General features: G+C 57.7%; 25 protein-coding genes and 2 tRNA genes. 20 read left to right on the top strand and 7 right to left on the bottom strand.

The features are described from left to right. Positions 1-46: 46 nt before the first annotated feature. From AC1Q6I_RS19020 to AC1Q6I_RS19010, 3 genes are all read right to left on the bottom strand, one after another. Positions 47-119 (bottom strand) — tRNA-Thr (locus tag AC1Q6I_RS19020). Positions 120-158: 39 nt separating this feature from the next. Further along, positions 159-1,568, bottom strand: a complete 1,410-nt coding sequence (locus AC1Q6I_RS19015; protein WP_102624196.1) for an O-antigen ligase family protein — start codon at positions 1,566-1,568, stop codon at positions 159-161. A gap of 34 nt (positions 1,569-1,602) precedes the next feature. Next, positions 1,603-2,016: a pilin gene (locus tag AC1Q6I_RS19010; RefSeq protein ID WP_102624197.1), complete on the bottom strand. Its 414-nt coding sequence runs from the start codon at positions 2,014-2,016 to the stop codon at positions 1,603-1,605. Between the two features lie 201 nt (positions 2,017-2,217). On the opposite strand from AC1Q6I_RS19010, the gene AC1Q6I_RS19005 reads away from it, so the two are divergent. From AC1Q6I_RS19005 to yacG, 4 genes are read left to right on the top strand one after another with little or no spacing between them, the layout of a single operon-like run. After that, positions 2,218-3,426, top strand: a complete 1,209-nt coding sequence (locus tag AC1Q6I_RS19005) for a type II secretion system F family protein (RefSeq protein WP_102624198.1) — start codon at positions 2,218-2,220, stop codon at positions 3,424-3,426. Then, positions 3,423-4,289: a prepilin peptidase gene (locus AC1Q6I_RS19000; RefSeq protein ID WP_069075202.1), complete on the top strand. Its 867-nt coding sequence runs from the start codon at positions 3,423-3,425 to the stop codon at positions 4,287-4,289. The genes AC1Q6I_RS19005 and AC1Q6I_RS19000 overlap by 4 nt, the downstream gene beginning before the upstream one ends. Continuing rightward, on the top strand, positions 4,286-4,909 hold the full coding sequence (gene coaE / locus AC1Q6I_RS18995; RefSeq protein WP_102624199.1) for a dephospho-CoA kinase: 624 nt from the start codon (positions 4,286-4,288) through the stop codon (positions 4,907-4,909). Before AC1Q6I_RS19000 ends, coaE begins: the two co-directional genes overlap by 4 nt. Further along, complete coding sequence (yacG, locus tag AC1Q6I_RS18990) at positions 4,906-5,106, top strand: DNA gyrase inhibitor YacG (protein ID WP_017845472.1); 201 nt, start codon at positions 4,906-4,908, stop codon at positions 5,104-5,106. The genes coaE and yacG overlap by 4 nt, the downstream gene beginning before the upstream one ends. Here yacG and AC1Q6I_RS18985 read toward each other — a convergent pair. The 3 genes from AC1Q6I_RS18985 to AC1Q6I_RS18975 form a co-directional block, all read right to left on the bottom strand. Continuing rightward, positions 5,103-5,318, bottom strand: coding sequence for a hypothetical protein (locus tag AC1Q6I_RS18985; RefSeq protein WP_003171680.1), 216 nt, complete (start codon positions 5,316-5,318; stop codon positions 5,103-5,105). The genes yacG and AC1Q6I_RS18985 overlap by 4 nt on opposite strands. Before the next feature lie 76 nt (positions 5,319-5,394). After that, positions 5,395-6,084, bottom strand: a complete 690-nt coding sequence (locus AC1Q6I_RS18980) for an energy-coupling factor ABC transporter permease (RefSeq protein ID WP_024073381.1) — start codon at positions 6,082-6,084, stop codon at positions 5,395-5,397. Then, a complete protein-coding gene (locus AC1Q6I_RS18975; protein WP_102624200.1) occupies positions 6,081-6,548 on the bottom strand; it encodes an FAD/FMN-containing dehydrogenase in 468 nt (155 codons plus the stop codon). Before AC1Q6I_RS18975 ends, AC1Q6I_RS18980 begins: the two co-directional genes overlap by 4 nt. A gap of 100 nt (positions 6,549-6,648) precedes the next feature. Between AC1Q6I_RS18975 and AC1Q6I_RS18970 the strand changes: the two genes are divergently transcribed. The 3 genes from AC1Q6I_RS18970 to AC1Q6I_RS18960 all read left to right on the top strand — a co-directional run bounded on the left by AC1Q6I_RS18970 (position 6,649) and on the right by AC1Q6I_RS18960 (position 8,900). Further along, on the top strand, positions 6,649-7,278 hold the full coding sequence (locus AC1Q6I_RS18970; RefSeq protein ID WP_017845475.1) for a DUF1780 domain-containing protein: 630 nt from the start codon (positions 6,649-6,651) through the stop codon (positions 7,276-7,278). Positions 7,279-7,367: 89 nt separating this feature from the next. Beyond that, positions 7,368-7,541 carry a DUF3094 family protein gene (locus tag AC1Q6I_RS18965; RefSeq protein ID WP_024073379.1) on the top strand — a complete coding sequence of 58 codons (174 nt, stop codon included), beginning with the start codon at positions 7,368-7,370 and terminating at the stop codon, positions 7,539-7,541. Between the two features lie 60 nt (positions 7,542-7,601). Next, complete coding sequence (locus tag AC1Q6I_RS18960) at positions 7,602-8,900, top strand: NAD(P)/FAD-dependent oxidoreductase (RefSeq protein ID WP_017845476.1); 1,299 nt, start codon at positions 7,602-7,604, stop codon at positions 8,898-8,900. A gap of 193 nt (positions 8,901-9,093) precedes the next feature. On the opposite strand, the gene AC1Q6I_RS18955 is transcribed toward AC1Q6I_RS18960, so the two are convergent. Beyond that, positions 9,094-9,170: transfer RNA gene (locus tag AC1Q6I_RS18955), tRNA-Pro, on the bottom strand. A gap of 241 nt (positions 9,171-9,411) precedes the next feature. On the opposite strand from AC1Q6I_RS18955, the gene AC1Q6I_RS18950 reads away from it, so the two are divergent. The 13 genes from AC1Q6I_RS18950 to AC1Q6I_RS18890 all read left to right on the top strand — a co-directional run bounded on the left by AC1Q6I_RS18950 (position 9,412) and on the right by AC1Q6I_RS18890 (position 19,988). Next, a complete protein-coding gene (locus AC1Q6I_RS18950; protein WP_008437313.1) occupies positions 9,412-10,272 on the top strand; it encodes a ParA family protein in 861 nt (286 codons plus the stop codon). 1 nt (position 10,273) lies between these two features. After that, positions 10,274-11,032 carry a hypothetical protein gene (locus tag AC1Q6I_RS18945; RefSeq protein WP_008437314.1) on the top strand — a complete coding sequence of 253 codons (759 nt, stop codon included), beginning with the start codon at positions 10,274-10,276 and terminating at the stop codon, positions 11,030-11,032. After that, positions 11,029-11,730, top strand: a complete 702-nt coding sequence (locus AC1Q6I_RS18940; protein ID WP_008437315.1) for a DUF2786 domain-containing protein — start codon at positions 11,029-11,031, stop codon at positions 11,728-11,730. Before AC1Q6I_RS18945 ends, AC1Q6I_RS18940 begins: the two co-directional genes overlap by 4 nt. Then, positions 11,727-12,446, top strand: coding sequence for an HNH endonuclease signature motif containing protein (locus tag AC1Q6I_RS18935; protein ID WP_020301295.1), 720 nt, complete (start codon positions 11,727-11,729; stop codon positions 12,444-12,446). Before AC1Q6I_RS18940 ends, AC1Q6I_RS18935 begins: the two co-directional genes overlap by 4 nt. Next, positions 12,430-12,648, top strand: coding sequence for a hypothetical protein (locus AC1Q6I_RS18930; RefSeq protein WP_008437317.1), 219 nt, complete (start codon positions 12,430-12,432; stop codon positions 12,646-12,648). The genes AC1Q6I_RS18935 and AC1Q6I_RS18930 overlap by 17 nt, the downstream gene beginning before the upstream one ends. Next, positions 12,645-13,994, top strand: a complete 1,350-nt coding sequence (dnaB, locus tag AC1Q6I_RS18925; RefSeq protein ID WP_008437319.1) for a replicative DNA helicase — start codon at positions 12,645-12,647, stop codon at positions 13,992-13,994. The genes AC1Q6I_RS18930 and dnaB overlap by 4 nt, the downstream gene beginning before the upstream one ends. 180 nt (positions 13,995-14,174) lie before the next feature. Further along, the gene (locus tag AC1Q6I_RS18920) at positions 14,175-14,696 is read left to right on the top strand and encodes a hypothetical protein (protein WP_008437321.1); all 522 of its coding nucleotides are present in this window, start codon (positions 14,175-14,177) and stop codon (positions 14,694-14,696) included. Continuing rightward, on the top strand, positions 14,693-14,932 hold the full coding sequence (locus tag AC1Q6I_RS18915; protein ID WP_008437325.1) for a type II toxin-antitoxin system HicA family toxin: 240 nt from the start codon (positions 14,693-14,695) through the stop codon (positions 14,930-14,932). The genes AC1Q6I_RS18920 and AC1Q6I_RS18915 overlap by 4 nt, the downstream gene beginning before the upstream one ends. Next, on the top strand, positions 14,932-15,933 hold the full coding sequence (yejK, locus tag AC1Q6I_RS18910; protein WP_008437326.1) for a nucleoid-associated protein YejK: 1,002 nt from the start codon (positions 14,932-14,934) through the stop codon (positions 15,931-15,933). The genes AC1Q6I_RS18915 and yejK overlap by 1 nt, the downstream gene beginning before the upstream one ends. 33 nt (positions 15,934-15,966) lie before the next feature. Next, positions 15,967-16,203, top strand: coding sequence for an Arc family DNA-binding protein (locus AC1Q6I_RS18905; protein WP_008437327.1), 237 nt, complete (start codon positions 15,967-15,969; stop codon positions 16,201-16,203). Further along, positions 16,200-17,966, top strand: coding sequence for a ParB family protein (locus AC1Q6I_RS18900; RefSeq protein WP_008437328.1), 1,767 nt, complete (start codon positions 16,200-16,202; stop codon positions 17,964-17,966). The genes AC1Q6I_RS18905 and AC1Q6I_RS18900 overlap by 4 nt, the downstream gene beginning before the upstream one ends. Before the next feature lie 28 nt (positions 17,967-17,994). Then, positions 17,995-18,690: a DUF2857 domain-containing protein gene (locus AC1Q6I_RS18895; protein ID WP_008437329.1), complete on the top strand. Its 696-nt coding sequence runs from the start codon at positions 17,995-17,997 to the stop codon at positions 18,688-18,690. Continuing rightward, positions 18,687-19,988: an STY4528 family pathogenicity island replication protein gene (locus tag AC1Q6I_RS18890; RefSeq protein ID WP_019816979.1), complete on the top strand. Its 1,302-nt coding sequence runs from the start codon at positions 18,687-18,689 to the stop codon at positions 19,986-19,988. Before AC1Q6I_RS18895 ends, AC1Q6I_RS18890 begins: the two co-directional genes overlap by 4 nt. Positions 19,989-20,408: the final 420 nt, after the last annotated feature.

The raw sequence follows: 20,408 nt of genomic DNA, 5'->3' as shown, positions 1-20,408 counted from the left end.
TCTGGGATCATCTGAAAACGTTGCCTTTGAAACACTGTTGCCTTTGTGCCCGAGACAGGAATCGAACCTGCGACCTTCGCGTTACGAGTGCGCTGCTCTACCGGCTGAGCTACACGGGCGGTGGGCTAAAGCTAGCACCGCATCGGGCGTCCGGCAACTTACGGCGGTGAGAGGGCAATCACGCCCTGAGCCCAGAAGCGCGGTTGCAGGTACCCGCCACGGGTATCCAGATAGCGCTGCTGCGCTTGCTGGAGATGCGGCAGGTCACGCACGGCCACCCACACCAGCAGACCAACGGCCAACACACTCGCCACGTTCCAGGCGCTCCAGGCCAGGGGCAATGCGGGCGTTGCCGGGGTGCGCCAGGCATGCAACGCCATCAGCCAGCCCACCACCAGCGCCAACCACACCTGCGAGTTAGGCATCACGATCACACCATCCACCATGGACTGCGTCAGCGCGCCGATCAGCGACGCAAACAGGCAGGTGCGCAGCAGGTCGGCACACGTTGCAAATTGCGCCCGCTCACGGAGTACGCCAACGGTGGCCCAACTCGCCCGCCACGCCAGAATTGCCACGCATAGGGCCGATGGCATGCCCCATTCACTGGCCCATTGCAGGATCGCCTGATGGGGGTGGGCAGCAATGTTGTTGGCAATATCGGCGAAATGCATCGGCCCAAAACCCAACCATGGATGCTCGACCAGCATGTGCCACGCTTGCCACCAGATCGGGCCGCGCCCCGACAGAGAGGTGGTCAGGCGATCGGCTGCCGCCTGGGAAACTTCGATGCCCAGGTACCCCACCAGCACCGTGAACAAGAGCCAATACAGCAATAGCCCACCGCACAGTGCCACCCACTGCCAGGCCAGCCAGCGCCGCCCCCAAGGCCCCAGCACTGCCAGCACCCCACTTGCCATCGCCATGCCAAGCCACGTGCCACGTGTGCCGCCGCTGATTGCGATCAACCACCAGACACACAACAACGCCAACACCGCACTTCGTACGGGACGGCTGACGCCGGGCAGCAGCAGGGGAAGGGCCAGCAACGGCAGAGTGAAGGTCTGGAATTGACCGTAGAAACGCTTATTGGCAAAACCTGACAGGAGCAGGTCAGGGTCCAGTAACCGTTGACCACTGGTAATAGCCAGCAGGCCAGCATGCAGATACTGGATCGATTTGATCAGGCACAACAGCACCACGACCAGCACCAGGACGCGGTCCAAAGGCTCACCGCCGTGGCGCCGAAGCAAGGCAAATGCAAGCGCAATCGCCCCACAGACGATAAACAGCGCCACCTCGGTGAATGCCCAGAGTGGCTGGTGGGCCAGGGCCGAAGACAGCAGGCCCAGCCCGATAATCAGCACCAGGCCGATGGCGGTGGGCCGATCCACCAGCCGCTCAATCGGAGAAACCGACAGCCCATACAGCACCGCACACAATCCCAGGGCAATCTGCACCCCTCGTTGCAGGTCGTGCCCACTGAAGGGGGCACAGATACCCAGCACCAACAGGCACACCGCTGCCACCAGGAAAACATTGCCGCGCTGCTGCAGGGATAACGACATTGGCCACCTTTACATCCATGTGCGGGGCTTGACGTTAAGCGCCGCTGGCATCACAACCCTTGGCGGCGTATTTCGCCTCAGCGGTGGTCACGCACTTCCAGCCGGCGGTGGCGCTGCGCGTCAGGGTGATGGTCTTGCCCAGCACCGGCGCCGGGGCATCGAGTATTTCGCAACTGATGGAACCGTTACCGGTGGCGACATTCCCGGCCACGTCGATCTTGCAGTTGGCGGTCGGGCTGGTGCCGCCGACCAGTTCCAGCTTCGGCTCGGTGCCTTGGTTGAAAACATCCTCGTAGCCGGCTTTCAACGCGGTGATCTCAGCCAGCCCCGCGGTGAACTTGGCCTTGGCCTGGTGCGTGGTGTACATGGGCAAGCCGATGGTGGCCAAAATGCCGATGATTGCCACGACGATCAACAACTCGATCAAGGTAAAGCCTTTCTGACGCATCACATTCACTCTCCAGAATAGAACCCATGACAAGGCGCGTCCTGCACCCCGTATTTCACAGCCGCGCCAGTGTACTCACCCGCGAGCGGCCCATCGCGCACAAGACGCACATTCTGACATTTTATCGTGCAACACCAGGCCGCCCGAATTTGTCACCTGACTAAGCTATAAAACTTCGACGAACTGGGTGCGGAAATGGACATGGACAACGCTTCAAGGACCTACGCGTGGGAAGGCACCAACCGCCAGGGGCACAGGGTGTCCGGGCACACCACGGGCCACAACCTCGCCCTGATCAAGGCCAAGCTGCGCCAGCAAGGGATCCGCCCCAGCCGTGTGCGCAGGCAATTCCCCGGCCTGGCCTGCCTCGCCGCGCCGATCAAACCCACTGACATCGCCCTGCTCACCCGCCAGTTGGCGACCTTGCTGAAAGCCGGCATTCCTCTGCTGCAAGCCTTCGATATCATCAGCGACGGCTTCGAGAGCCGGTCGATGCAGGAACTGCTCAAGGGGTTGAAGCAGGACATCGCCGCCGGCACCGCACTGGCGACCGCGCTGCGCAAACAGCCACGCTATTTCGATGACCTGTACTGCAACCTGATTGCCGCCGGCGAACAGGCCGGGGCATTGGAAACGCTGTTGGAGCGCGTTGCCACTCACCTGGAAAAGAGTGAGCAGCTAAAGGCGCGAATCAAGAAAGCCATGACCTACCCGATCGCCGTCCTGGTGGTGGCGAGCCTGGTCAGCAGCATCCTGCTGATCCACGTAGTGCCGCAATTTCAGAACCTGTTCGCCGGAGTCGACCGACAGTTGCCCGGTTTTACCCTGCACGTCATCGGCCTGTCCACGTTCATGCAGCAAGCCTGGTGGGCTCTGGCGCTTGGCCTCGGGGCCGGTTTTTTCGCGCTGCGCCACGCCTATCGCGTAGCCCCTGGCTTTCGTCAGGGGCTGGATACGGGTTTGTTGAAAGCCCCCTTGGCAGGCACACTGCTGAAGAAATCGGCCGTGGCACGCTATGCCCGCATGCTTTCCACCACGTTCGCGGCTGGGGTGCCGCTGGTACAGGCATTGGATTCAGTGGCAGGTGCCGTCGGCAACGGGCCGTACAAGCAGGCGATCAAACATATGCGTCATGAGGTATCCACAGGCATGCAGTTGAACCAATCCATGGCCGCCAGCGGTCTCTTTCCAGGCATGGCAATTCAGATGACGGCCATCGGCGAGGAGTCGGGCACACTCGAGCGCATGCTGGAAAAAGTCGCGAACCACTATGAATCGGAAGTCGACAACCTGGTCGACAACCTCACCAGCCTGATGGAGCCGCTGATAATGGTGGTGCTGGGGGGCATTGTCGGGGCGCTGGTAATTGCGATGTACCTGCCGGTCTTCCAACTCGGTACAGCGTTTTGAACCTGCTGCTGACTGAGCAGCCATGGGCGTTTGTCGCAGTGGCCCTGGTACTGGGGCTGATCATCGGTAGCTTCCTCAATGTACTGGTATGGCGCCTGCCGAAAATGCTTGAGCGGGAATGGCGCGCACAAGCCCTTGAAGTGCTCGGCATGCCCGCCGACCCCGCCGGGCCCACCTACAACCTGATGCACCCCAACTCCTGCTGCCCGCACTGCAATCACCCGATTCGCCCGTGGGAGAATATCCCGCTGCTCAGCTACCTCATGCTCCGGGGGCGTTGCGCCCATTGTCAGCAGCCGATCAGTGCACGCTACCCCATCACTGAACTGGCCTGCGGGCTGATCTCGGCCATGGTGGCCTGGCATTTTGGCTTTGGCTGGCAAGCCGGGGCAGTCATGTTGTTGAGCTGGGGGCTGCTGGCAATGAGCCTGATCGATGTGGATCACCAACTGCTACCCGATATCCTGGTCCTGCCGCTGCTGTGGCTGGGGCTGATCATCAACAGCGCCGACCTGCTGACCGCACTGCCGGACGCACTGTGGGGCGCGGTGATCGGCTACCTAAGTCTGTGGACAGTGTTCTGGCTGTTCAAACTGGTGACCGGCAAGGACGGCATGGGCCATGGTGACTTCAAGTTATTGGCGCTGCTTGGCGCCTGGGGCGGCTGGCAGATTCTGCCGATGACGCTACTGATGTCTTCGCTGGTGGGCGTGATCGTAGGGCTGATTCTGATGCGCTTGCGCAAGGCTGAGATCTCGGCACCGATGCCGTTTGGTCCCTATCTGGCAATTGCCGGCTGGATTGCCGTGCTCTGGGGTGGTCAAATAACCGACTTCTATTTGCAGTCTGTCGGTTTCAGATGACCACTTCTGTTGCAACACCTTGGATCCTTGGCCTCACTGGCGGTATCGGCAGCGGCAAAAGCGCTGCGGCCCAGCACTTTGTCGACCTGGGCGTCGACCTGGTGGATGCCGACCACGCCGCCCGTTGGGTGGTCGAGCCTGGCCGTCCGGCGCTCGCCCGCATCGCCGAACACTTTGGTGCCGGCGTGCTGCAGCGCGACGGCCAACTGGACCGCGCCGCGCTGCGCAAGCTGATCTTTGAAGTCCCCGAAGAACGCCGCTGGCTGGAAGCCTTGCTGCACCCATTGATTGGCGAGGAGATTCGCAATCACCTGGCCCGCGCCCGATCGCCGTATGCGATCCTGGTGTCACCGCTGCTGATCGAATCCGGCCAGTACCACATGACCCAGCGCATCCTGGTGATCGATGTGCCGCAATCCCTGCAGATTCAGCGTACCCTGCTGCGCGACGGCATCAGCGAACAACAGGTGCAGGCGATTCTCAAGGCCCAGTCCAGCCGCGAAGACCGCCTGAAGCATGCCGATGACGTACTGGTCAATGACCGAGACCTCGCCTGGCTGCACAGCGAGGTCGAGCGACTGCACCACTTTTACCTTACTTTGCGTGGAGGCCGATCATGAGCCAACCCTTGACCGTCGAATGCCCAACCTGCGGCGCACCCGTGGAATGGAAAGCGACCAACCTCAACCGGCCGTTCTGCTCGGACCGTTGCAAGCTCATCGACCTGGGCGCCTGGGCCGCTGAGGAACACAAGATCCCCGTGGCGCCGGACGCCGAAGACGAGCTGTTTTCCGAAGACCTGCCGCCGCGCCATTAAGGCCGCATAAAGGCATATTCCTGCTGGTCGTCGAGGTTCTCTGCAAGGTATTGCAACTCGTCGGCCAGGTCTTCGAAACTGCGCACACCTTTGCTCTGCTGCACCACGGCGCTGAGCATCGCGCGCAGGGTCAAGCCTGGGTCAAAACCGATTTCCTGCGCCGCGTCCTGGCTTCTGCGCAACTCCTGCCGTGCCCACTCATACACACTCATGATTTGTACTCCCGCCTTGCTCAGGAAAAGTTTCGCAAAGCATGGGCCTGCCCCGCTGCGAGCGATTTGACCTGGGTCAAGTCTGCGAATCGTCGTCCTTCCAGGGTGCCGAGAGGTAGCGGGTGCGATTGAATGTCTCCAGCCATTCCGGGCAAAACACCACCAGCGCGCTGATCACCATGCCGTTGATAAAGGCTTCTGGAAAGATGATCAGCCACAGGTAACCGACAAAATCCTCCAGCCATTCCGGCATTGCAAAACGCCCGTCGAACCACAACAACCCCAGCCCCACCAGCAGGCAGAGCAAGGCTGACAGCGCAGCGGCAAAAAAACCGGAACAGAAGATATACACGAAGGGATTGCGTGGCTGCGCTCGCTCCACCAGCAACGCGCAGGCTTCGGTGACCAGCACGGGCAGCACGACCAGCAGCAGGCCGTTGATGCCTACCGCCGCCAGGTCCTGGCGCCCCAACAGCATCAAGCCCAACTGGGCGGCAAACCCGCCGACAATTGCCAACGGCCAATCGAGCAACAGAGTAACGGCGGTCATGCCGATAAAGTGGTAGGAGACGCCGGTGTCGAAATCCCGCCGCACCAGCCATAACATGAACAGCGCGAACACCGTGCCAAACAGCAAATGCTGGCGCCGCCGATCGGCGAACAGCTCGACCCACGGCGAACGCAGGATCGCCCACAACAGCACAGGCGCATACAGCAACCAGCCGATGCCGAGGGTTGCCGGCGCCAGCACTGCCGCACTGATCACGGCTTGACCTGTTCCAGGGCTTGGCGCAGTTCCGCGGCCGAGCTGTACTCGTGTTGAGCAATCAACTTGCCGTTATTCAGTTGCAGCCAGAGCACTTTATCCGCGGGCGCGGGATAGCGCGGAGCAATACGGGCGTCCCGGTCGAGCATCACCCGATAGTTGTAGGCTTGCATCGCCGGCACCGCGAACAACTTGGCGACCAGCCGAGGCATGCGCTGGATGTCTGCGACAAACACGGCGTGGCGCGCCTCGAGATAACCTTTGGGCTGGCCTTGCAAAGCCGCGTCCACCTGCTTGGCGGCGTCCATGCTGCGGGCGACCAACAGGATCTGCGCCTGGTCATCCAGGGTGTAGGCCTGATCGAACTGATCCAACAGGGTCCAGGGCGCCACGCGCTCGCCCACCTCAACGGCCTGGGCCCAGACAGGCAACAGGCTCAGCAACAGCACGGCAAAAAACTTCACTGCACACCTCATGCTAGGGAGAACGGACAAGTGGCCAGTCTACACCGAGCTTTTGCGGCGGGACTTCCTGCCGTCATCATTTGGACGCTAAGCTGCATGCATGGATGACTCAGATTATTTGCGCCTGCTCACCGTAGCGGCCGAACAAGCCAACGCGTTCCTGTCCAATGCCCGCAAATGGGAGCGTGAGCGTTGGGTCTGCCAACGCCTGCTGCAAGGCTTGAATGTGCCGTACCGCGCCGAAGAGTTTCACGCCGCCGGGCAGGAGCCTCCGGACGTACTGTTTCGCGACGCCAGTTTCGAGGTGTTCTTCGTTCTGGATGAGGGGCGGCGCCTGAACGACGAATGGCGCGATGAACTGTTGCGTCGGCGCAGTGCGTTCTCCCTGAGCCAACTGGTTCGGCGCGAAGCCAAGCCGCGACGAATTCCGGCCCATGAGTTCCTGTTGCGCCTGGCGCCGACCCTGCGCAAAAAAGCGCACAACTACAAAGAGCGCGGGATGGACCTGGGCGAGTTGGATATCGTCGCGTTTGCCAGCCTCAAGCGCGAAGTCCTGGACCTCAACAGTCACTTCCCGCCGCCCACCGAGTACCTGCGCCAGGGCTGGCGCTCGCTGTCACTGGTGGGGCCGACGTTTGCACGGGTGCTGTTCGCCCACCCGGACGCGCCGGATTTCTTGCGCAACAACCTGGGCCGCAGCATAGTGTTCGACGTGGGCATCAGCCTGTGACACGGGCACAGGCTACGCTTATAGCGTTTGCGCCCACCCACCGACTGTAACGTGGCGCCCTTCTGCAACGTCTACCTGACGAGGCCTTTATGACCAGCCGCCTGAACCCCGATGACCAACAGCATGTCGAAGAGTACCTGCAACTCTCCCAGAACCAAGTCGAGCGCAAGCCTTTCCGGCCATGGCTGCTCCTTGTGGTGGTGCTGGTGGCGGTGATTGGGCTCGGCCTGCTGAGCCGCCTTTTGAGTTACCTGACGCTATGAGCTGCCTGGCGCTCGCGGGGGTAACTGCTCCGATTTCTTTTAGCCTTGCGAGATATCCCCATGACCCATCGTATTATTATCGTCGGCGGCGGCGCCGGCGGCCTGGAGTTGGCTACCCGCCTGGGTAAGACTCTGGGAAAACGCGGCACCGCCAGCATCACGCTGGTGGATACCAACCTGACCCATATCTGGAAGCCCTTGCTGCATGAAGTGGCCGCCGGCTCGCTGAACTCTTCGGAAGACGAACTCAACTACGTCGCCCAGGCCAAATGGAACCACTTCGAGTTCCAACTGGGGCGCATGAGCGGGCTCGACCGTGAACAGAAGAAAATCCAGCTGGCGGCGACCCTCGATGAAGAAGGCCGCGAACTGGTGCCTGCGCGCGTGCTGGGCTATGACAGCCTGGTGATCGCGGTCGGCAGCACCACGAATGACTTCGGCACCGAAGGCGCAGCGCAACACTGTCTGTTCCTCGACACGCGCAAACAGGCGGAACGCTTCCATCAGCAACTGCTCAACCACTACCTGCGCGCCCATGCCGGGCAAACCGACGTGGTGGAAAAGATCAGCGTCGCCATCGTCGGTGCGGGAGCAACCGGTGTCGAACTGGCGGCCGAACTGCATAACGCCGCCCACGAACTGGCGGCTTATGGCCTGGATCGCATCAAACCCGAAAACATGCATATCACCTTGATCGAAGCCGGCCCACGGGTGCTGCCCGCCCTGCCGGAGCGGATTGGCGGGCCGGTGCATAAGACCCTGGAGAAGCTTGGCGTGACGGTGCTGACCAACTCGGCGGTCAGCGAAGTGACGGCCGACGCGCTGATCACCAGCAGCGGCCAAGTGATTCCGGCCAGCCTGAAAGTGTGGGCCGCCGGCATCCGCGCGCCAGCCTTCCTCAAGGACATCGACGGCCTGGAAACCAACCGCATCAATCAACTGCAGGTACTGCCGACGCTGCAAACCACCCGCGATGAAAACATCTTCGCCTTCGGTGACTGCGCCGCCTGCCCGCAACCCGGCACCGACCGCAACGTGCCGCCACGCGCCCAGGCCGCGCACCAGCAGGCTTCATTGCTGGCCAAATCGTTGAAGCTGCGGATCGAAGGCAAGGACCTGCCATCGTACAAGTACACCGACTACGGCTCGTTGATCTCGCTGTCGCGCTTCTCGGCGGTGGGTAACCTGATGGGCAACCTGACAGGCAGCGTGATGCTCGAAGGCTGGCTGGCGCGGATGTTCTATGTGTCGCTGTACCGCATGCACCAGATGGCACTGTATGGCGTCTTCCGCACGGCGATGCTGATGCTGGGCAGCAGGATCGGGCGCGGGACCGAGCCGCGACTCAAGCTTCACTGACAACACGGTCCCTGATGGGGCTCGGCTAATGGGGGCGGGGGCTTGCGCCCGATGACGGTGAGTCGGCTGAGTAATGAGTGGCTGACACACTGCTATCGGGAGCAAGCCCCCTCCCATATTCGCTTTGTGTTGGATTTGAGAAAATTCCAGGCAAAAAAAATCCCCGTATCTTTCGATACGAGGATTTTTAATATGGTCGGGGTAAGGGGATTCGAACTCCTGACATCCTGCTCCCAAAGCAGGCGCGCTACCGGACTGCGCTATACCCCGGTAAAAAAAGGCGACCTTTCAGTCGCCTTTCACGACCAGGGCTTTTGACCTCTGATCTTAAGATCTGATTCCAGCGTTAACTGGTCTCAAAAATGGTGGGTCGTGTGGGATTCGAACCTACGACCAATTGGTTAAAAGACAATTGGTTTTAGTGCTTCATAGCCCAGGATCGTGTTCGCTACACATAGCTGTTTCCGTGGCCTCGCAGCCTCTAATGAACCCACATTAGAGGCTCCAAACCATGAAAATCTCTGCGGTCGTTTCGACCAAAGGCGGCGTAGGCAAAACTACCATCGAGGCCAACCTCGGCGCTTTTTGTGCGGATGCAGGCCTGCGCGTGCTCATGATCGACCTAGATCCTGCACAGCCTTCGCTCTCCTCGTATTACCAATTGGTCGATGAAGCTCAAGGAGGCATCTACGACCTGCTGGCATTCAATATCACCGAATCAGCCAAGATCATATCCAGCACCACGATACCAAACCTGTCGCTTGTCATTTCCAACGACATCAACAACCAACTGAACAGCCTGATCCTGCAAGCACCTGACGGACGGTTGCGACTCGCCAACCTGATGCCGGGCTTCAAAGATCATTTCGACCTGGTACTGATTGACACCCAAGGCGCCAGGTCGGCAATGCTCGAAATGGTGGTCCTAGCCTCTGATTTGGTCATATCCCCACTTCCGCCCAATATGCTCGCTGCACGGGAGTTCAGCCGGGGATCCATGCAGATGCTGGACGGCCTGCGCGCCTATGGGCGCCTGGGCATGAAAATCCCTCCTGTGCGGATCGTCGTCAACAATCTCGACCAAACCACCGACGCGCAAATGATCGAGCAGTCGGTACGGGAAATTTTCCAGGACAATGACGAAATCAACGTTCTGGAATGCGTCGTCCCCTCCGCAGTGGTGTTTCGTAACAGTTCATCCCTGGGCGTCCCAGTACACCGCTTGGAATACAGACAGCCTTCCAACCGCATATCCCCTGCAGCCCTTGTCGTGATCCGCCAATTGGCCATTGAGCTTTTTCCAGAATGGCGTGACCGCTTCGAGGCCATGACCGAGGAAAAGGTAGCTAACTTGGTGAGGGAGGGTCGTTGAAATGGCGAAGCCCTCCATTACCGACGCCCGCAGTATTACTGCAAACCTCATCCTAGAGGTTGGCAAGTACTACAGCGCTCAGCAATTGCGCAGCTTGCAAGCCAAGCTCAGTGGAACCGCACGAGAAATCCGAGCCCTGACAAGCGGTTACCAATTACCCGGTCGGATTGGCGCTCAGTTGAGCGTTGACCAGCTTCAGCTTTTGCAGGACGCCGCGAAGCTTATCGAGTCAGTGAACTCGAACATTAAGCACGCGAAGGAAAAGCGCGGCCGCGACGAAAACCAAGCCAAACGCCGTCAGCAAAGTCGATATGCCGAAGCCAAACGCCTGGTAGCTGAAACATATTTAGAACCCTTTGCTCCTGAGCCAACGGCTTTGGACCCTCTTCTAGATATTCTTAAAACAGCGCTGACGCTTAATCGAGCAGACGTTTTCAGGAATGGTTATTCCCCTAGGGAGTTCAATCTCAGGCTCCGTGATTACCTGTCGCCTGCCAGAACTCGAAAGCTCATTGGCTGGACCAGCCCAAGTGCTTTTTGGATAAGCACGGTTCTCTCTCTTCGTAATGACGTTGTGCAAGCTGTTGAGCAAGAGATTGCTTACGACGATGGGTCAAGTGTTCAAGACCGCCTTGATGCCCTGAAACAGAAGGTTGCGGACTGCCTTGCCCGGACTCACCTCTCTGCTGATGAGGAAGAAACACTTCGCCTGTGGTCAGAGGCGCTCTCCCCCCGCCTCCAACAGGAAGGGGGTGAATGATGGACAAGCAAAAAGTCCTCAGCAAGGTCGCCAAACTCATGGCGCTGGCCAAGTCACAAGGCGCTGCCCCAAACGAAGTGGAAATTGCACTTCGTCAAGCTCGCCATTTGATGAATCAGTACAACTTGGAACACACCGAAGTCGCTGCCCATACAATCGAAGAATCCATTGTGGGTACCAAAACCCGTCGGGCACCGCAGGATTGGCTGCACAACCTGGCCTCAATCTGTTCCCAAGCCTTCGATTGCAGCCACTTGGCGTATTTCAATCCGCTACTTGGCTGGTCCTTCAAGTTCTTGGGGAAAGGTATTTCACCCGATCTGGCAGCTCACACCTATTCAACGCTGCATCACCAGCTTGTCGCAGCCCGACGAGCTCATGTTGCCCAGCAGAAGCGCTGCCAACTGAAAACCAAACGTCACCGCGGCCAACTGTTTGCCGAGGGCTGGCTCAATGCCGTCGCCTCTAAGGTGAACCAGTTTGCAGGTGGGATAGACGAAAACACTGCGCTGGAGATCCAAGCCTACCTGGAATGGCATCATCCAAAACTAACGCTAGCCATTATCAAGCCCATCGAAGCCAAAGGTCATGACACCCGCTCTTTGCAAGCGGGATGGGACCAGGGCAAGCATGCCAGGCTGCATCGTGGTGTCGGACAGCAGTCACAAGGAGCCCTTGGGCATGGAGGGAGCCAATGAGAACTCATTCGCTTTCACCTTTGGCCATGGCGGCGCTGGAACAAGCCAGATCCCAACTTGGGCTTGCCCCGGTTCACAAACACCATGTTTGGAGTGAGGCAGAAGAGCGCTCGCTCATTGCCCGCTATCCCAATGAACCGACTCAGGTCCTAGCCGCCGAATTGGGGCTCAGCGTCTATCAGGTCTATGCCAAAGCCAAACGGCTGGGCTTGAGCAAAAGCGCCGAGTTTCTTCGCAGTAGTCTCTGTGGCCGGCTTGACGGCAAGTTGGGCGCAGAATTCCGCTTTCCCAAGGGATCCGTCCCATGGAATAAGGGCCTTAAGGGGCTCCCCTCCTCTGGCCGTATGACTCAGACGCAGTTTAAGGCCGGCAATAAACCGGGGAACTGGCTGCCTATTGGCAGCCTGCGCACAACTCCTGACGGTTATCAGCAGAAGAAAATCACCGATACCGGTTACCCACCCGTTGACTGGAAAGCCGTGCATGTACTGCTTTGGGAGGAGCATCACGGACCAGTCCCTATAAACATGTGCGTGTGCTTCAAGGACGGCAACAAGGCCCATATAGCCCTGAATAACCTGGAGTTGCTGACGAGAGCAGAACGTATGCGTCGGAACACCATTCATCGGTATCCGGAAGAGCTGAAATCCGCAATACGCGCTATCGGCAAACTCAAACGCACCATCCGGGAGGTTGAACATGAAGAACAAGATTGAAGATCTACGTAATCACCTGTTCGTCGCGATCGAGAGCCTCCTGGACCCAGAAAGACCAATGGAAATCGAACGGGCCAAAGCGGTTGCCGAGGTTGCTCAGGTCATGATCAATTCAGCGAAGGTTGAAGTCGACATGGTCAAAGCCCTGGGGGCACGCAACGGGAGTGGTTTTCTTCAGATAGGCCAGGAGTCTGGGAAATGAATCACCTTGACCTCTCACCTCCCTACTCCGTAGAGGCTGAACAAGGTGTGTTAGGTGGGCTACTGCTCGACAACAACACCTGGGATCTCGTCGCAGACAAACTGGATGCCTCTGATTTTTTCCGACACGACCATCGGTTGCTGTTCCGGACAATGGCAAGCCTTGCTGACAAGTCCATTCCGTTCGACATCGTCACCGTCCACAACGCGTTGGAGGAGCCAGACGAAGCCGGAGGGCTGAGCTATCTGGGCGAGCTGGCCAAAAACACGCCGTCTGTAGCCAACATCGAGCATTACGCATCCATCGTGCGTAATCGCTCTCGGCTCAGACAGCTCATGTCCCTTGGATACCAATGCTCTCGCGAGGCGACAGACCCGTTGGCAAGTGCGGAGGATGTTCAAGAATCAATTGAACAGCAACTGTTCGCTCTGGGTGAAGGCAAGAGCGCAACGGAATTCGTCAATATCAACCAATGCCTGACGAACGTCGTCGAACAAATAGACGAACATTTCAACGGCAATATCACCGTGACCGGCCTGCCTTCAGGCCTGGAGGACCTGGACGAGCTGACGTCGGGTTTTCAAGAAGCCGACCTGATCATCCTCGGCGCGCGCCCGTCTATGGGGAAGACCTCTCTGGCCTTGAACTTCATAGATACGGCTCTGCAGGCAAAGCTTGATCGTACAGTTCAGGTTTTCAGCATGGAAATGCCGGCCAAAGCACTGATGTATCGATTGATGGGCATCCTAGGCCATATCGATCTGGGCAGGCTATTGAAGGGCAAGCTCGATGATGATGATTGGCCGAAGCTGACTGCAGCGGTTTCTCGTATTAATGGCTATGGAGAGCGGCTGGTCATCGACGACTCATCAGCGCTCACGCCTGCAGTAATCAGAGCTAAATCTCGTCGAGCAGCTCGTCGCTTCGGACACCCGAGCTTGATCCTGATCGATTACCTGCAGCTCATGCGCTGCCCAGGTCAGGAAAACAGGGCCAACGAGATCAGCGCTATATCCCAGTCCCTCAAGGCCCTAGCGAAAGAGATGAATTGCCCGGTGGTTGCGCTTTCCCAGCTCAACCGAGAACTGGAGCGACGGCCAAATAAGCGTCCGATCAACGCAGACCTGCGTGATAGCGGTGCGATTGAACAGGACGCGGACCTGATTATGTTCGTCTACCGGGACGAGGTGTACCACCCTCAGAGCGAACACAAAGGCATTGCAGAAATCATTCTCGGCAAGGCGCGTAACGGCCCAACTGGGACCGTACGAACAGCCTTCATCGCCAATCAGACCCGGTTTGCCAACCTCAGTCCCAACGCCGGCTGGCAAGGGGCTCAACTATGAAAAAGCACACCTCAGCGATGAATACTCTCGTACGCATCACTCACTGGTGCCTTCAATGCGATAGCCACCACCCGAAACATCAAGTGAGTGGCGCTCCAGCCTTACCCGGCGGTGAAGTGGACGAGCTTATTTGCCCTACTTGCAATAGCTATGACATCGAGGAGCTTCAGGAGGTGTCGGATGCACAGTAGCGCCGAGCTATTTCCTAGTATCCATGCCGGTGCCGTGTTCGAAGCCTCTGCTGTGGCTCATGCCCATAAATCTGGGATCAACCCGGTGGAGCTCGACGCATTAGCTCAAGCGATCGGCCGCCTTGCTCGTGACCACAGCACCGTGGTCCCAATGAGCATGCGTGAGGATCTGTTGGAGTTTGAGAAGCTCGGCTACGTCGAGCTGACCAACACGCCCAGCGCAACAATTACCGTTGAACTGCTCTGTGCGGGCGCCTTGCTATCCAGCTACTTCTGGTCGGTTTGGGTGCCCCGCTACCTCCAGTGCTGCTCGCTGAAAGTGGCCGTCATGTCTCACCTGCAACACCCCGCGGAAGTTCAGCACTGCAGCGTGGTGTTCCGCGTGCCTGGAGCACGTGAGGCTACGCGTCACTTTTTGCATGAGCTCGGTACCAAGTTTCCTGGCGATCAGGCTGAAATCATCGCGATCCAGACCGGTAACGTTCTGGCAGACAGGGATGCAGAGCTATGACCACCAATCTCCTACGCGGAAAAAGCGAGAGCCTTCGTGTACTCGTGAAGTTTGCTGAAGCGAATGGCTGGACGGTGTCTCGCACTCAAGGTGGCCATATCAAGTTCACGAAATCTGGCCTTGGATCGATTTACACCTCATCAACCGCAAGCGATTACCGCTCAGGCCTCAACGCCAAAGCCCGTATTCGTCGTGCTGATCGAGCTCAAACCCTACACTCGCAGGAGGCAATCTAATGCCTATCCGTCATTGCATCGTCCACCTGATCGACAAAAAACCCGATGGCACACCTGCTGTTCTCCAGGCACGCGATTCGGAGCTATCCGAATCGGTCGCCATCGAGAACATGCTTGCCGACCTCAACGAGAGCTATAACGCCAAACAAGGCAAGGCCTGGGGTTTCTTCCATGCCGAGTCCGGCGCGCACCCGTTTAGCGGCTGGTTAAAGCAGTACTTTGAAGGTGACCAGGACTTCACCGCCTTCAGCCACACGGCGGTCGAGCATCTGCAAAAGCTGATGGAAGAGTCCAACCTCTCCACCGGTGGCCACGTACTGTTTGCCCATTACCAGCAAGGCATGACCGACTACCTAACTGTCGCCCTGCTCCACCACAGTGAAGGCGTGGTGGTTACTGACGATCTGGACGTCACTCCTTCACGCCACCTGGACGTTGGCCAGTTGCACCTGGCAGCGCGTATCAACTTGTCCGAGTGGCAGAACAACAAGCAATCCAAGCAGTACATCTCGTACATCAAAGGCAAAAACGGTAAGAAGATCTCGGGGTATTTCAGCGACTTCATTGGCTGCATGGAAGGCGTCGACGGCCCGGGCGAAACCCGCGCCCTCCTCAAGGCGTTCAGCGACTTCGTTGAAAACGAAGACCTGCCAGACGAATCGGCCCGCGAGAAAACCAAGGCCCTGGTGGACTACGCCACCAGCCAGGCCAAGCTCGGTGAACCCATGGGCCTGGAGGAACTGTCAGGCTTGATCGATGAAGATCGCCCCAAGGCGTTCTACGACCATATCCGCAATAAGGACTACGGCCTGTCGCCGGAAATCCCCCTGGATAAACGCACTCTCAACCAATTCCGTCGGTTCACCGGCCGTGCCGAAGGCTTGTCCATCAGTTTTGAAGCGCATCTGCTAGGGGACAAGATCGAGTACGACGAGGCGTCCAATTCATTAGTCATCAAGGGGTTACCTACCCAACTCACTGATCAGTTGAAACGTCGCTGAACACACTTTCTACCCTAGGCATCGGAGCCCACCATGAGTAACAAACCACAGCGTCTGCATGAAGAAAAATTCGTTATTCGCCTGCCCGACGGGATGCGCGAACGCATCGCGTTGGAAGCACGTGAAAACGCCAGGTCGATGAACTCAGAAATTGTTTATCGGCTGGAGACAACTGCCGAACTTGAAGCTGCTCTGGATCGTGCTTTGAAAATCATTGACCAGCTTTTGGCGGCAAGCCCGGCTTATGAGCAGCCAGGAGCCAGAGTATGAAAGCGTCTTTGGCCCAAACCATGAAAGATAAGCTGTTGCTGCCGGCGTTTGAATCGAAGTCGCCGGTGGCAGCGCGAATGAGCGACCCCATCGTCGATACCCCCATGCTGTTGACTCTCGACGAAACGCTGCCGTATGACGAAAACCCAAGGACGACTCGTAACCCGAAGTACGATGAAATTAAAGAGTCGATACGAAATCGGGGACTCGATACGCCACCTCCCGTCACTCGTAAACCTGGGGAAGATAAGTACCGGATCCGCAACGGCGGCAACACTCGCCTGGCAATTTTAAACGAGTTGTATCGTGAGACCGGCGACGAGAAGTACTTCAAGTTTCACTGCCTATTTCGACCCTGGGACGCCGTTCGGGGCGAAATCATCTCGCTCACCGGCCACTTGGCTGAAAACGACCTCCAAGGCCAGCTCCTGTTCATTGAGCGGGCTATTGGGGTCGACAAAGCGAGAGCGCTGTATGAAACAGAGGCAGGGGAGTCTATCTCATTACGTGAGCTTTCACGGCGGCTGTCAGCGGATGGCTACCCGGTCTCCGCGTCTCACTTGAGTCGTATGCACGACACCATTCGGTACTTACTGCCAGCAATTCCAGGCGCGCTGTACTCTGGACTGGGAGTAGACAGAATCATAAAGCTTCTGTCTTTGCGCAAAACAGCTCTTCAGTGCTGGGATCGCAATTATCAAGAGCAGGAGCAGCACCTTGATTTCGATACGCTTTTCCAAGATGTACTGTCCCAGTTTGAGGGCGACGCTGAAGAATTTCTATTCCAGCGATTTCAGGACGAACTGATAGATCACCTTAAAAAGCCGCTGAACCTCGGCTACGAGCAAATACTGTTGGAAATCACTCAGAACCAGGACCAATTGCGCCGGTCTACGCCGGTTCTTGAGCTGCCACAGTACCCTGCATCGCAATTTGAGGGGGGGACTCAACTTAACGTTTCGAACAATGGCATTGAGGCTAATCAGAACCCTCTACAACTACCCCCTACTACTTCGGGGGGCAGCACACATAAGACGACGCCCTCCAAAGAGAGTCCTTCACCTCAAGGGGTGCAACAGCAACTGGCCCCAACTCCGCAGGAGCAAATGAGCCCACAAGAGCGCCAAGCACGTATCGATGGGCACGTTGCGAGCCCTGTGAAGACTTCTCCCAGAGTCGACAAGATGAAACGGGAGCTCGCTGCGCTTGACGGTGAGGTCTTGCCCGACTTCGCCTCCAATGCCTTGGTGGCCATCCCTGTTCAAGCTGGCGGACTCAATCCCATTTCTGACCTTTGGTACATCGAACGCGAAATAGACAATACCGCGACCCTGCGTCAGCACATCGCTCAATTGGCTCGCGAAATAGCCAGCTCGGTCAAAGCCCCAGGTCAATTTATCGATATCGATGGTGGCGTCGGGTTCAGCTACCGACACCCCGAAGCGGAAGTCGAAATTACTGCCACAGCCCAACATACCTTGACGCTGCTCCAGTCTTTGAGCGGCTCGATGGCCATCGTACTGAAAATGATTCAGCAGCAACCCAAGCTTCAAATCGACGCGTTGGCTGACTTTGAGTTCGCAGCCGGACTGGGCCAGATCTTACTGGGCCAGCCTCACACAAAAGATCAGCCCCCTGAAAGTGAATGCCGTCTCAGCGACGGCGCTCTAGTGAAGCTGTTCCGCATTATTCGTCTCGCAAGACGTTTGATTGACCTGGAAATCCAGTCAGTCGCCAACAACGGTCCGAATTCAGCCAGTTAACACACGGACTCTACAAGGGGGAGTCGTCATGTCCAAGACACCAATAAATGAAGCAATCCTGTCACAGGTGCTTCATCACATGCGTAATGGCCAACTTCGGCGCTGCATCGAAATGGGCCTGGAGCCAGAGATATTGGCTCAGCTCCAACAACCTTCAGTACTGAGCTTGCTGCTTAACACTCCCGTGTCTTGGTGCAACGTCACCATTGATGGGGACATGGTAAAAAAACTACTGTCAGGCGCGCAGCGTTCTGATGAAGAAGTGCGCATGATTGAACGTGCGCTGCGACTTGGCGCGACCACTCAAATGCTGCAACAGTTCTTCGGGCTGTCTCCGCAGGATGTGGCCCTTCAACGCCTAATGATCGGCGTGACGGCACGTCGTGGCCGTTGGCGCGAATTCAGTGAGGAGATGGACGCTCAGCTTTGGTACCGATGGACGCACCTAATGCAAGAGCATCAGGTAGAGCTTGGCGACAGTCTCGCGTTGCTGGACATCGCCATGTTGGTCGCCGAGGAACTCAATGCTCCACAGGATACTAGCCCAGATGAGACCCACGAAAACCTCAGCCTGGCCATCATCTGGCATCGCATTCAGTCCTGGATAAAGGAAGGGCTTTACCCTCCTGCAAACCCTGGCCTTCCGAGAAGGCTACAGCTTGTGTCTTCTCAACGACTTGCACAGCCTGCAGCGACATCGGTGGAAGGTGACTCTGTATTATGAGGTTGTCTCGGCTTCCCTTGTCGACGCTTTTAGACTCGGCCTCGGGTCACCTTGAAGCTCATTTGCTTCAGAAAAAAGAGTCGGCGCCTCCGGGGATTGAAGGGTCTTCCCCCTACTCCGGAATTATTTTCAGCGGGAACCCACACGAAACGGTTCCTCGCCGATTGCTTTTGGATGATCGCTTAACCCCGCTTGAAAGAAACACCTGGCAGGTATTTCGCCTACTGATCAATGACGACGGCCTTACGGCGTTCCCTACCTATGACCAACTGCGGCCATATTTGGGTATGCAACCCGGTAGGCCTGCCTCGCGTGAAACTGTATCAAAAGCATTAGTGACCTTACGTCTCACCCGTTGGCTTAGCCTGGGGCGACGGGTGCGCAATGATCTGAGTGGACAAGTGCAAGGCAACGTCTACCTGCTTCACGACGAACCGGTCACACCGGCCGAAGCTATAGAGTTCGACAAGGACTACTTGCAGCTACTCGCGCAGTCAATGCAGCACCAGACCAAGGTGATTCGCGAAGTGGCAGAAATTGCCTGGAAGGAATTTGCAGCTGATCCTGATGTTGGCCAACGCTTACCTAGCAGGCTGGACATCATCGAATCCCGCATGAATAGCCAGGCCTGGACCAAAGCGCAGGCTCCAGTCGTTCTTAAAGCGACTGAGTTCGGAATCCGAACTCAGCAAAATATAGCTCTATCTCCACTGAGTTCGGATACCGAACTCAGTGAAAAAGGCGAAGAGCGAATCGCTTTGGAGCAGAGTTCGGATGCCGAACTCAGCCGTAAATCACTGAGTTCGGACTTAGTTCGGCATCCGAACTCATATAGTACGTATACAGATACACACAAAGATGTTTGTAAAAGCTCTGTACATGTACCGCCCACACCAAACGACATCGCTGCCGATTTGCTCGGTGCACTGCATCGACTACCGGTCGAGCAAAAACAGAACGCGGTCCTGGCGCTGCAAAAGGTTCCAGCAGAGTTGAAAACCGCGCTCATCAAACAATGGGTCCACCGCTGTGACTCGGGAGGGGTCCGAAACCCGCTTGGATACTTAATGACGCTCGTCGGCATGGCCGTTCGCGGCGATTTCAACAGCCAATGGAACCCTGACGACAAGGCAAAAGCGAGCCCCGAGCGTCAAGACGCTTCAGCCCCGCCAGAGGGCGCAGAGCAGCCGACGAAGACGCTAACGCAGACGCGTAGCCCTGAGTCGATACAAACCGCAAAACACACACTCAGCGGAATGCTGCATCTGCTGAAGCCTAATCGGGGTACACATCCATGATGTCAGGTGGACAACCAGAATATCGTGGTAACGCGGCCCAGAGCGAAGCGGTCGTGACCGGAATCTGTGCCAGCTACACAGCAAGTGTTGCGGCCCGCAACACCCTGACAGGAACCGAAATACGCCGCGGCCGCCACGCAAGTGACTCGGCCCAAATCACTTGCCCAGGATCCGGCATTCGTGCCAGCGACACGGCAAGTGTTGTGGCCCACAACACCCTGACAGCATCCGGCACCGGAGGTGGCCGCCATATAAGTGGTGCGGCCCGCACCACCTTGGCAGGATCCGGCATCCGTGCCGGCGACATGGCAAGTGTTGTGGCCCACAACACCCTGACAGCATCCGGCACCGGAGGTGGCCGCCATATAAGTGGTGCGGCCCGCACCACCTTGGCAGGATCCGGCATCCGTGCCGGCGACA

The organism is Pseudomonas sp. MPR-R2A5 (assembly GCF_058793055.1).
This window is presented reverse-complemented; position numbering and strand designations above follow the sequence as displayed.

Excerpts from the sequence above, each read along its gene's own strand:
- AC1Q6I_RS19015 (WP_102624196.1), bottom strand. The coding sequence starts at position 1,568 with ATGTCGTTATCCCTGCAGCAGCGCGGCAATGTTTTCCTGGTGGCAGCG.
- AC1Q6I_RS19010 (WP_102624197.1), bottom strand. The coding sequence starts at position 2,016 with ATGCGTCAGAAAGGCTTTACCTTGATCGAGTTGTTGATCGTCGTGGCA.
- AC1Q6I_RS19005 (WP_102624198.1), top strand. The coding sequence starts at position 2,218 with ATGGACAACGCTTCAAGGACCTACGCGTGGGAAGGCACCAACCGCCAG.
- coaE (WP_102624199.1), top strand. The coding sequence starts at position 4,286 with ATGACCACTTCTGTTGCAACACCTTGGATCCTTGGCCTCACTGGCGGT.
- yacG (WP_017845472.1), top strand. The coding sequence starts at position 4,906 with ATGAGCCAACCCTTGACCGTCGAATGCCCAACCTGCGGCGCACCCGTG.
- AC1Q6I_RS18985 (WP_003171680.1), bottom strand. The coding sequence starts at position 5,318 with ATGAGTGTGTATGAGTGGGCACGGCAGGAGTTGCGCAGAAGCCAGGAC.
- AC1Q6I_RS18970 (WP_017845475.1), top strand. The coding sequence starts at position 6,649 with ATGGATGACTCAGATTATTTGCGCCTGCTCACCGTAGCGGCCGAACAA.
- AC1Q6I_RS18965 (WP_024073379.1), top strand. The coding sequence starts at position 7,368 with ATGACCAGCCGCCTGAACCCCGATGACCAACAGCATGTCGAAGAGTAC.
- AC1Q6I_RS18960 (WP_017845476.1), top strand. The coding sequence starts at position 7,602 with ATGACCCATCGTATTATTATCGTCGGCGGCGGCGCCGGCGGCCTGGAG.
- AC1Q6I_RS18950 (WP_008437313.1), top strand. The coding sequence starts at position 9,412 with ATGAAAATCTCTGCGGTCGTTTCGACCAAAGGCGGCGTAGGCAAAACT.
- AC1Q6I_RS18945 (WP_008437314.1), top strand. The coding sequence starts at position 10,274 with ATGGCGAAGCCCTCCATTACCGACGCCCGCAGTATTACTGCAAACCTC.
- AC1Q6I_RS18940 (WP_008437315.1), top strand. The coding sequence starts at position 11,029 with ATGATGGACAAGCAAAAAGTCCTCAGCAAGGTCGCCAAACTCATGGCG.
- AC1Q6I_RS18935 (WP_020301295.1), top strand. The coding sequence starts at position 11,727 with ATGAGAACTCATTCGCTTTCACCTTTGGCCATGGCGGCGCTGGAACAA.
- AC1Q6I_RS18930 (WP_008437317.1), top strand. The coding sequence starts at position 12,430 with ATGAAGAACAAGATTGAAGATCTACGTAATCACCTGTTCGTCGCGATC.
- dnaB (WP_008437319.1), top strand. The coding sequence starts at position 12,645 with ATGAATCACCTTGACCTCTCACCTCCCTACTCCGTAGAGGCTGAACAA.
- AC1Q6I_RS18920 (WP_008437321.1), top strand. The coding sequence starts at position 14,175 with ATGCACAGTAGCGCCGAGCTATTTCCTAGTATCCATGCCGGTGCCGTG.
- AC1Q6I_RS18915 (WP_008437325.1), top strand. The coding sequence starts at position 14,693 with ATGACCACCAATCTCCTACGCGGAAAAAGCGAGAGCCTTCGTGTACTC.
- yejK (WP_008437326.1), top strand. The coding sequence starts at position 14,932 with ATGCCTATCCGTCATTGCATCGTCCACCTGATCGACAAAAAACCCGAT.
- AC1Q6I_RS18905 (WP_008437327.1), top strand. The coding sequence starts at position 15,967 with ATGAGTAACAAACCACAGCGTCTGCATGAAGAAAAATTCGTTATTCGC.
- AC1Q6I_RS18900 (WP_008437328.1), top strand. The coding sequence starts at position 16,200 with ATGAAAGCGTCTTTGGCCCAAACCATGAAAGATAAGCTGTTGCTGCCG.
- AC1Q6I_RS18895 (WP_008437329.1), top strand. The coding sequence starts at position 17,995 with ATGTCCAAGACACCAATAAATGAAGCAATCCTGTCACAGGTGCTTCAT.
- AC1Q6I_RS18890 (WP_019816979.1), top strand. The coding sequence starts at position 18,687 with ATGAGGTTGTCTCGGCTTCCCTTGTCGACGCTTTTAGACTCGGCCTCG.